Genomic DNA, 8,865 nt, shown 5'->3' on the forward strand with positions numbered 1-8,865 from the left:
GTTGTTCGCCTGGATTGGTAGCGGGCACTTTAACATCTCGCCGGAACGCGCGCTTGAGGTGACGCGGCGCACGGCGCGCGGGGGTTTCGGGGTGCGCTACCCGCCTCGCGCCGCCCCCGCGCGATCGGCGACCTCGTTCCACAAATGCAGCGCCGCATACGCGCGCCACGGACGCCAGCCGTCGCTGCGCCGCCGCTGGCTGCCCGGCCGGTCGAGCGACGGATCGCGCGCGGCGATCGACTGCATCAGCACGAGGTCGGACGCCGGCCATGCATCCGGATCGCGCCACGCGCGCATCGCGATGTATTCGACCGTCCACGGGCCGATGCCCGGCAACGCGAGCCAGGTCTCGCGCAGCGTCTGCAGATCGGCATGCGCAGTATCGAGCGGCACGTCGCCCGCCGCGACCGCGCGCGCCATCCCCGACAGCGCCGCAGCCCGCTTGCCCGGCATGCCGATGTGCGCGAGATCGCACGCGGCCAGCGCGTCCGGCGCGGGAAAGCGCCAGGCGGGCGCGCCGCCGCCGTCACTCGCGACGCGCTCGCCCGCGCGCTCGACGAGCCGTCCGACGATTGTCGTCGCGGCCTTGACGCTGACCTGTTGCCCGACGATCGCGCGCACGGCCAGCTCGAAGCCCGACCACGCACCCGGCACGCGCAGCCCCGGCGCGGCCGCGACGAGCGGCGCGAACCACGGATCGCGCGACAGCTGCGCGCCGATCTCGGCCGGATCGGCGCGCAGGTCGAACATCGTCGCGAGGCGCGCGGCGAACGCGTCGTCGACGTGGCGCGCCGCCGCGCCTTCGACGGTCGCCACGAGGCAGTGCTTGCGCGCATGGCGGCGCACCGTCAGTCGGCCGGGCGCGCCGCGATACTCGACGATCCGGCAATAGGCGCCGTCCGCGACCAATTCGACGCCCGGAATCGCCCGCCCGCTGAAAAAGCGCAGCACGCGCGCCCAGTCGTAAGGGGCGCTGAAGCGCAGCTGCAGCTGCGCGGCCGGCGACGCCTCGCCGCCATTCGGGAACAGGGTCGCGACGCTCACGCTGCGCTGTCCTCCGCGACGGCCGGCGAGTCGTCGCCCGCCTGGCGCGACTCGGCGTCGAGCAGCGCCGCCTTGCGGCGCAACCCCCAGCGATACCCGGCGAGCGCGCCACCCTTCTGCACGACGCGGTGGCACGGAATCGCGAGCGCAACCGGATTCGACGCGCAGGCGGACGCGACCGCCCGCACCGCGCGCGGCGCGCCCAGCGATTCGGCGATGTCGGTATAGCTGCGTGTTTCGCCGTACGGAATACGGGTCAGCGCCTCCCAGACGCGCTGCTGGAACGCAGTCGGCGCGACGTCGAGCGGCAGGTCGAACGTGCGTCGCGTGCCGTCCAGATACGCATCGATCTGCGCGAGAAACGGTGCGATCCGTTCCGGCGACTCGACCAGCTCGGCACGCGCGAACGCGTCCTTCAGCGCGTCGACGAGCGGCGCGCGGGCATCGCCGAACGCAATCCGGCAGATGCCCTGCGCGGTCGCGGCGACGAGCACGGCGCCGAGCGGCGTGGTGGCCGTCGCATAGTCGATCCGCAACCCGGCACCCTGGCGGCGGAACGCCGACGGCGTCATGCCCAGCTCGCGCGGCACCGACGCATAAAGCCGCGACGGCGAATTGAAGCCCGCGTCGGCCGCCGCCCGCGTGACCGGCTGCCCGCTTTGCAGCGCGTCCCGCAACGCCGCGCCGCGCTGCGCGGCCTGATACTGCCGCGGCGACACGCCAACCACGCGCTTGAAGAGCCGCTGCAGATGGAACGGGCTGACGTGGACAGCGTCGCTCAACTGCGCGAGCGTGAGCCGCTCGGGGTGAGCATCGAGCACCGTGCACGCGCGGTTGACGATCTCGATGTCGCGCGGCAGCCCTTCCGGCTGGCAGCGCTTGCATGGGCGAAAGCCGGCCGCGCGCGCGGCGGCCGGATCGTCGAAGTACGTGACGTGCTCGCGGCGTGGCAGCCGCGACGCGCAGCTCGGGCGGCAAAACACGCCGGTCGTCCGAACCGCATAGCAGAACGCACCGTCCGCCTGCTGGTCGCGGGCGGTCAGCGCGGCCCAGCGCGCGTCGTCGGTCGAATAGGCGGATTTCATCGGAACCTCGCAATGTCAGTGTAGACGGTGCCTACTGTAGGCATCGGCGCGCATCGTCGCGCCCCGAATCTTGCGCTGTGATTCGCCCGGATCAACCGGGGATGCATCAAAAAACGCGGCACGATCCGTCCCTTGAAGCCGCGCCGTCACTGACGGCGACATGTTTTTGCTGCAATGCGGATGCGACAAATCGCCGTCCTGACGTTTTTTTGCACAAATAATATTGCGTCGCAGCATGGCGGTGTGTATAGTTGGAACTGTCTCCTCCATGTCTCCTCCTGATATGGATTAAGCCCGTTCCTTGTGAGCGGGCTTTTTTTCGTCCATCGATTTTGCCTCGTTCGCACGGGTGCCGCAGGCACCGTGGTCTACACTCGATGAACCCGCCTGCGAAGGAGCGCCCGTCCATGAAACCGACCATTCGCGGAATCGATCACGTGGTGCTGCGCGTCGCGGATATCGCCGCGATGACGCGCTTTTACTGCGATGCGGTCGGCTGCCACGTGGAGAACGAACAACCGGCGCTCGGCCTCGTGCAGTTGCGGGCCGGCGATGCGCTGATCGACCTGCTGGCCGCCGGCGCGAAGATAGACCGCCCCGACAGCGGGGTGCCTGGCGCCGGACGCAATCTCGATCACCTGTGCCTGCGCGTCGAGCCGTTCGACGCGCCCGCGCTCACCGCGCATTTCACCGCGCACGGCGCGCGCCCGGGCACGGTCGAGGAGCGCTACGGCGCCGACGGATACGGGCCGTCGCTCTACCTGTTCGACCCGGAAGACAACATGCTGGAACTGAAGGGGCCGCCGCCCGCAATCGGGTGAGCGGGCGGCGCAGGCATCACGCGCCGTCGCGCGCCTTGAGCACCGTCCACTCGATCGCGACCGGATCGTGCGTCGCGCTCGACAGCCATGCCGCGCCGTCCTGCACCGTGCATTGCAGGCGCATCGTGCGTTCGGCGAGCTGGCCGAGCTCCGCCGCGACGCCGTCGGCGAGCGACAGCACCTGCACGTTGCGCAGCCGCTCGACCTTGCCGCGCACGCCCTGCCACCAGATGTCCGACGTCCTGCCGCCATACGCGATCACCGTCACCTGCGCGGCGCGGCCGGCCGCTTTCGCGATGCGCCGTTCGTCCGGCTGGCCGACGTCGATCCATGCGTCGATCGCGCCGGTCAGGTCCTTTTGCCAGAGATCGGGCTCGTCGGTGTCCGACAGGCCCTTGCAGAATTCGAGCCGCTCGTGCGCGAACATCGCGAACGCGGCGATGCGCACCATCATCCGGTCGTCCGTTTCAGACGGATGACGCGCGACCGTCAGCGCATGATCGGCGTAGTAATGCCGATCCATGTCGGCGATTTGCAGTTCGGCTTTGTAGATCGTGGATTTGAGCGCCATGCGGGAGTGGCCCTGACGGGCATCGGTTCGGGTCGGGCCGTGATGATACCGAATGCCCGGCCGAACGCCGCGGGCGATTGAACAGACAAACGCCCCCGCGGGCGGGCGCCGGCGGGGGCGTTCCGGTCAGGCTGGTCGCCCGACGACGGCCCGGCCGCCTGCCGGGCCATGCGTCGACCATGCGACGGCAATCACGCCGCTCGGCGCCGCGCTCGTCGCCGCGACCGCGCAGGAAGCGCGCCTGCCCGGCAAGCGCAATCACGCGCTACTGCTTGATGAAGCGCGAGTCGGTCCAGAGCCCCTGCTGGTCGCTGTTGTCCGCGCTGACGAACTGGACGCCCCCCTGGTCCACCGCCACCACGCGGAAGCGCTGCCCTTCCGGCACCGACAGGCAGCGATAGTCGTCGAAGTATTGCTGCTTGGCCTGATTCTGGCCGTCACGTTCGTGGTTGAGCGCGGAATCCAGATTGTCCTTCGACAGACAGCCCCATGCATCCCTCGTCAGCTGGATCTCCTGCTGCGGCTTGACGCTGGCGTCGCCGCCGGCACGGGCGGCCGACACGGCCGCAAGCGCGCCGACGAGCGCAATGAAAACGGCGGTTCGCTTCATCATGTTTTGTCTCCGGACACGCGGGCACCAGGCTGGGGTTAGCTATGCGTTTACAGGTGATCGTGAACCCGCGTGGTTTGATGCTAGGAGACCGGCGGACGATCGCAAGCCAATTTGTTGTGCGACTGCGGTAGCGGCAAATTGCCGCACCACGCGCAACCGGGAGATTCGCGCGACGCGCCGCGCGGCGGGTGCGGCACGCATGCGCCGGACACGCCGGCATGCCGCCCGAAAAGCGTGAGGAATCAAGGCATTCGCGCGAAACGGCCGCGACACGCGCGAGTGCCCGGATCATCCGGTCCGGATGCCGGATCATTTTGATGCGCCGCACACAAGGTCGCGAAATCGGGGCAGCCCCGGCGCGACGCGTCGTTTCACCGACGAAAGACAAGAAAGATGCCAGGCACGAGTATGCCTGGCGTCGGCCCGGGTCGCGATGCGCCGTTCGACGCCACCGCGGCGCGCATCACGCGCCGCGTTGCCGCTCGAAGTAATCGCGCTGGAACATGCACATGCGATACGCGTTGTGATAGCTCCCGTTGCCGAAGAACTCCTCGATCAGCTCGGCCTCGTGCTGGAACCCGCATTTCTCGTAGATGTGGATCGCGGCCGCGTTCGACGTGTCCACGATCAGGTACAGCTTGCGCATGTTCAGCACCTTGAACGCGTACGCGACCGCGAGGCGCGTCGCGTGCCCGGCGTACCCGCGCCCCTGGCATTGCGGCGCGATGATGATCTGGAACTCGCCGCGGCGGTGGATGTAGTCCAGCTCGATCAGCTCGACGAGCCCGACCAGCTCGCCCGCGCCATCGACGGCGACGAAGCGCCGCTCGCGCTGGTCATGCACGTGGCGATCGTACAGCTGCGACAGTTCGGCGAACGTTTCGTACGGCTCCTCGAACCAGTAGCGCATGATCTTCGCGTCGTTGTTCAGCTCGTGGACGAAGCGCAGATCCTGGCGCTCGAGCGGTCTCAGCGCGAGCGTGCTTGTTTCGTTTTGTAATTGCATCGTGATGGCCCTCGCATGACGGACGACCGGATCGCTGGCCCCGAATGTCCGGCGCACTCCGGATTGCCCTCGTCGCGCATCGTAACAAAATGGAAATAGGCGCTGTTGCAAAGCCTAGAATGGAAACTGGGTTCCCGCCCCACCGCGATGGAGGCTATCGTGATCGAGCAAGTGATTCTGGGTGCATTTCTGGTACTGCCGCTCGTCATCGTGGCCGCACTGTTTTCCGACGAGCTGTGGCAGGAACACCGGCGTCAGCATCCACGCGACGAGAACGCGCCGCACATCGACTGGAAGCATCCGTGGCGGCGCGTGCGGCGCGGACATTGAACGGCCCGCGCAAGCGGGATGCTGCACGCGTTGAACGACGGCGCGCCACGAGGCGGGCGCCGGGTGGCCGGCTCGCCGTCGCGGGCGCCGCCTGTCCCGCAGCGGCACGCTGCCCGCTCCGATCCGATGACGAGACCCTGACGTGAACAACATGCACTCTCCCCGCAAACCCGACATTCCGCACGAAACGATCGACCTGCAAATCGCCGACGTGCTGGCCGCGGTGACGTACCCCGCCAACAAGGACACCCTCGTCGACGCGGCGCGCGCGGCGGGTGCGAGCAACGAAGTGCTGACCATGCTCGACGGGCTGCCGGAACAGGATTACCCGGATATCGATGCGGTCACGCGCTGGGTCGCCGGCAATTACGGGCCGGGGCTGGGTGTCTGACTGCCATAATCTGCCGTTACGCATCGCCCGGTCGGGAAACGATTGCTTACAGCCGGCGGCAAGGCCGCTCGCTATGCTGGCCGCATTCGATCTCGACCGGATGAAACGCCATGAAAGCCCTGTTGCTGATTATCGGTGCCGCCACGCTGCTGAGCGGCTGTGTCGTCGTGCCCTATGGCGGCTACTACGACGGTGGCTACTATCACCACCATCATCGCGACTACGATTGACGGCCGTGAACGCCCGCGACGCGAACCCGTGCCCGGCGCGTCGCGGGAGCACGCATTCGCCAGACGAAAAGAAAAGCCCGCTGGCAGCGGGCTAAAGGCCTTTACGAGGTGCGCCTCAGGCTATGGCGCAGTGATTAGAGTAACCTCTCCAGATTCATCCCGACACAGGTGGAAACCCACCCATGAGCCGACGATTGGCGCGTTTCAGTTGCGAATCATTTTGCCGGGCTCATTTCGCATGATGGCAAGGCGAGGATGGGGTGAATCCCGTGAATGCCCGTACAACGGTATCGAGCAAACCGGAGTTGCGGAATCTCGCCCGCGGGTCCGGCGGGCCAGGAACACAACACTGGCTATTTTGCGTTTCTGCCGCTTCTGAAAAACGAGCCAAAAGCCGAGTGACCGGCTTTCACGATCGCCTTGTGCTCGCCATCTAATCCGCCGTCACCCGCCGTGGCGGCCAATAAGCAAAGCATCCGGGCACGCCGGCCAAAGCGCTTTCCGGAGCCGAACCGCGAAACGCTGAATCAAATCAGCATAAACCACTGATGCAAAAGAGAATTTTTATGAAATACGGCGCGCACGGCGAATTATTTCGTTTTCCCTCTAAATAATTCGCGCCAGATGCCGTAATGGACTGTAACCGAACCTCCGCCTGTTGTGCCGGGCGGGATATTCAAGCGCCGTCTTGATACGCAGCCTGACCGACGTGCCCGCCCACTCGCGAATGCCGATATGCCCGATTTGAGCTGGACCCTGCCGGTTGCCCATTGGTCTTTCTGGTCTTCAACCGCCGAAAACGCACCCGACGTCGCGTTCATCGATCCGATGATGCGCCGCCGGTTGAGCTCGCTTTCGCGGATGGCACTGAAAGTCGCGCACGACTGCGTGAACGCGCAACCGCAGGTGCGGATGATCTTCGCGTCGCGACATGGCGAACTGCGGCGCACCACCGACATCCTGCACGGCATCGAGGCCGGCAAGCCGGTCTCGCCGAACGCCTTCAGCCTTTCCGTTCTGAACGCGATGTCCGGGCTGTTCGGGATCGCACGGCACGACCGGTCGCCGGCAACCGCCATTTCGGCCGGCGCCGAAACGCTCGGATATGCGTTGCTCGAAGCCCATGCGCAATACACCGAGCAGCCCTCCGCGCCAGTGCTGATCGTCTATGCGGACGAACCGGCGGACGCCGCATACGGCGCGGTCGAACAGGACGTGCAACGGGGCGCGTGCGCGCTGCTGCTCGACGCCGGACAACCCGCGGCAGGACACCTCACATGCGCCGTATCGGTCGATGAAACGCCCGAAACGGCGAGCGCGCGGCACTTCGCGACGCAAAGCGAAGCACTGCACGACTGTCTCGACGCCGGGCGCGCGGCCGCATGGCAAGGCGCTGGCGTCACATGGCGATGGGGATGGCATGGCGGCACGGCTTAACTACGGCTGGCGCCTGTTCGCCACCGGCATGAGCTTCATGGTGTTCGGCGTATGCGGGGTGCTCTTCTCGATCGTCGCCTTTCCGCTTGCGCACCTTTGGCCGCATCGTGCGTCGCGGCGACGCGCGGTGACGACGGTGATCCACCGGTTCTTCCGCGTGCTGGTCGCGGTGCTGCAGCGCATCGGCGTGATGGAGCTCGACGTCACCGGCGCCGCCCAATTGCGTTCACGCTCACCGGCGATCGTCGTGGCAAACCATCCGACCTATCTCGACGTGATGGTTCTGCTGGCGCTGATGCCGTCCGCATGCTGCGTCGTCAAGAACGCGCACTGGGGTAATCCGTGCTTCTGGGGCATCGTGCGGGCCGCCGGATACGTGAGCAACGCCGATCCTGCCGGATTCGTCGAAAACTGCGTGGAGCAACTCGCGGCCGGTTACACGATGATCATTTTCCCCGAAGGCTCGCGCAGTCCCGCCCCCAACCGCCTGCACGCGTTCTCGCGCGGCTTTGCCTACATTGCGCTCAAGGCCGGCGCGCCGGTCGTGCCGGTTCTGATGCACTGCGACCCGCCCGCCTTCACCAAGCAGATGCGCTGGTACCACGTGCCCGCGCGGCCGTTTCGCATCACGGTGAGCGTGCTCGATCCGGTCCGCATCGAGCCTCTCGCCTCGCGCGAGACACCTCAAGCGCTTGCGGCACGCCATGTCACCGGCGCCATCGAAGCACACATCACCCAGCACCTGTACGAGCATGGATTCTTTAAAACTGGAAATTAAGCAGCTTCTGATCGAAGCCTTCGATCTGGAACACCTGACGCCCGACGACATCGATGACGACGCTCCGCTGTTCGACACCAACGGAGTGGGACTCGACTCGATCGACGCGCTCGAGATCGGCATCGTGCTGCGCCAACACTATCAACTGACCATCGCCGCGGACGACGAACACGTGCGTGACCATTTTCGCTCGGTCAACACGCTCGCGGCATGGGTCGCCAGCCAGCGCAACGACGACGCCGTGCTGGAAGAAATTGCAGGCAAGGGAGACTGAATCGTGACCGAGGCAGAAATTCTTGAGCGCCTCCGCGCCATCCTCCAGGACAACTTCGCGATCGACCCGGCGCGCGTGACGCCGGAGGCTCATTTGTTCGAGGAGCTCGATCTGGACAGCATCGATGCCGTCGATCTCGCGATCAAGCTGCAGGAAATGACCGGCCGCCGCATCAAGCCCGAAGAGTTCAAGTCGGTTCGCACGGTGGGCGACGTGATCGTCGCGGTCGAGTCGCTGCTCGCGGCACAAGCCTGATGCCGTCCGAGCACGCCGCCGCCGAACCGG

13 protein-coding genes are annotated in these 8,865 nt (G+C 66.5%); 7 read left to right on the top strand and 6 right to left on the bottom strand.

The features are described 5' to 3' along the window. Positions 1–96 precede the first annotated feature (96 nt). From LIG30_RS03820 to LIG30_RS26745, 3 genes are read right to left on the bottom strand one after another with little or no spacing between them, the layout of a single operon-like run. Positions 97–1,044 (bottom strand): DNA-3-methyladenine glycosylase family protein, encoded by a 948-nt coding sequence (locus LIG30_RS03820; protein ID WP_038709775.1) that lies wholly within the window; start codon positions 1,042–1,044, stop codon positions 97–99. Beyond that, a complete protein-coding gene (gene ada, locus LIG30_RS03825; protein ID WP_038709776.1) occupies positions 1,041–2,129 on the bottom strand; it encodes a bifunctional DNA-binding transcriptional regulator/O6-methylguanine-DNA methyltransferase Ada in 1,089 nt (362 codons plus the stop codon). Before ada ends, LIG30_RS03820 begins: the two co-directional genes overlap by 4 nt. A 15-nt stretch (positions 2,130–2,144) precedes the next feature. After that, positions 2,145–2,399: a hypothetical protein gene (locus LIG30_RS26745; protein ID WP_083493882.1), complete on the bottom strand. Its 255-nt coding sequence runs from the start codon at positions 2,397–2,399 to the stop codon at positions 2,145–2,147. A 137-nt stretch (positions 2,400–2,536) separates the two neighbouring features. Here LIG30_RS26745 and LIG30_RS03830 point away from each other — a divergent pair, with 137 nt between their 5' ends. Further along, positions 2,537–2,950, top strand: a complete 414-nt coding sequence (locus tag LIG30_RS03830) for a VOC family protein (protein ID WP_038709953.1) — start codon at positions 2,537–2,539, stop codon at positions 2,948–2,950. Positions 2,951–2,966: 16 nt separating this feature from the next. Here the strand turns inward: LIG30_RS03830 and LIG30_RS03835 are convergent, their stop codons facing one another. The 3 genes from LIG30_RS03835 to speG all read right to left on the bottom strand — a co-directional run bounded on the left by LIG30_RS03835 (position 2,967) and on the right by speG (position 5,140). Next, positions 2,967–3,521 (bottom strand): YaeQ family protein, encoded by a 555-nt coding sequence (locus LIG30_RS03835; RefSeq protein ID WP_038709778.1) that lies wholly within the window; start codon positions 3,519–3,521, stop codon positions 2,967–2,969. Positions 3,522–3,786: 265 nt separating this feature from the next. After that, complete coding sequence (sap1, locus tag LIG30_RS03840) at positions 3,787–4,134, bottom strand: surface attachment protein Sap1 (RefSeq protein ID WP_038709780.1); 348 nt, start codon at positions 4,132–4,134, stop codon at positions 3,787–3,789. Positions 4,135–4,597: 463 nt separating this feature from the next. Further along, entirely contained in the window at positions 4,598–5,140 is a 543-nt protein-coding gene (gene speG, locus LIG30_RS03845; protein WP_038709781.1) for a spermidine N1-acetyltransferase, read from the bottom strand. Positions 5,141–5,299: 159 nt separating this feature from the next. Here speG and LIG30_RS26950 point away from each other — a divergent pair, with 159 nt between their 5' ends. From LIG30_RS26950 to LIG30_RS03875, 6 genes are all read left to right on the top strand, one after another. Continuing rightward, positions 5,300–5,470: a hypothetical protein gene (locus LIG30_RS26950; protein WP_038709954.1), complete on the top strand. Its 171-nt coding sequence runs from the start codon at positions 5,300–5,302 to the stop codon at positions 5,468–5,470. 151 nt (positions 5,471–5,621) lie between these two features. Beyond that, positions 5,622–5,861 (top strand): DUF2795 domain-containing protein, encoded by a 240-nt coding sequence (locus LIG30_RS03855; protein ID WP_038709956.1) that lies wholly within the window; start codon positions 5,622–5,624, stop codon positions 5,859–5,861. A gap of 965 nt (positions 5,862–6,826) precedes the next feature. Further along, complete coding sequence (locus LIG30_RS03860) at positions 6,827–7,528, top strand: beta-ketoacyl synthase chain length factor (protein WP_038709783.1); 702 nt, start codon at positions 6,827–6,829, stop codon at positions 7,526–7,528. Then, positions 7,512–8,306: a lysophospholipid acyltransferase family protein gene (locus LIG30_RS03865; protein ID WP_038709785.1), complete on the top strand. Its 795-nt coding sequence runs from the start codon at positions 7,512–7,514 to the stop codon at positions 8,304–8,306. Before LIG30_RS03860 ends, LIG30_RS03865 begins: the two co-directional genes overlap by 17 nt. Next, positions 8,281–8,580, top strand: coding sequence for a phosphopantetheine-binding protein (locus tag LIG30_RS03870; protein WP_038709957.1), 300 nt, complete (start codon positions 8,281–8,283; stop codon positions 8,578–8,580). Before LIG30_RS03865 ends, LIG30_RS03870 begins: the two co-directional genes overlap by 26 nt. Before the next feature lie 3 nt (positions 8,581–8,583). Further along, on the top strand, positions 8,584–8,835 hold the full coding sequence (locus LIG30_RS03875) for an acyl carrier protein (RefSeq protein WP_038709786.1): 252 nt from the start codon (positions 8,584–8,586) through the stop codon (positions 8,833–8,835). The last annotated feature ends 30 nt before the right edge of the window (positions 8,836–8,865 follow it).

It is taken from the genome of Burkholderia sp. lig30 (assembly GCF_000687455.2).
In the GTDB taxonomy this organism is placed as follows: Bacteria; Pseudomonadota; Gammaproteobacteria; order Burkholderiales; family Burkholderiaceae; genus Burkholderia.

Bases quoted from the DNA above. Each gene is read 5' to 3' on its own strand.
- speG (WP_038709781.1), bottom strand. From the start codon at position 5,140: ATGCAATTACAAAACGAAACAAGCACGCTCGCGCTGAGACCGCTCGAG.
- LIG30_RS03835 (WP_038709778.1), bottom strand. From the start codon at position 3,521: ATGGCGCTCAAATCCACGATCTACAAAGCCGAACTGCAAATCGCCGAC.
- LIG30_RS03830 (WP_038709953.1), top strand. From the start codon at position 2,537: ATGAAACCGACCATTCGCGGAATCGATCACGTGGTGCTGCGCGTCGCG.
- ada (WP_038709776.1), bottom strand. From the start codon at position 2,129: ATGAAATCCGCCTATTCGACCGACGACGCGCGCTGGGCCGCGCTGACC.
- LIG30_RS26745 (WP_083493882.1), bottom strand. From the start codon at position 2,399: ATGGAGGAGACAGTTCCAACTATACACACCGCCATGCTGCGACGCAAT.
- sap1 (WP_038709780.1), bottom strand. From the start codon at position 4,134: ATGATGAAGCGAACCGCCGTTTTCATTGCGCTCGTCGGCGCGCTTGCG.
- LIG30_RS03865 (WP_038709785.1), top strand. From the start codon at position 7,512: ATGGCGGCACGGCTTAACTACGGCTGGCGCCTGTTCGCCACCGGCATG.
- LIG30_RS03855 (WP_038709956.1), top strand. From the start codon at position 5,622: ATGCACTCTCCCCGCAAACCCGACATTCCGCACGAAACGATCGACCTG.
- LIG30_RS03860 (WP_038709783.1), top strand. From the start codon at position 6,827: ATGCCCGATTTGAGCTGGACCCTGCCGGTTGCCCATTGGTCTTTCTGG.
- LIG30_RS03870 (WP_038709957.1), top strand. From the start codon at position 8,281: ATGGATTCTTTAAAACTGGAAATTAAGCAGCTTCTGATCGAAGCCTTC.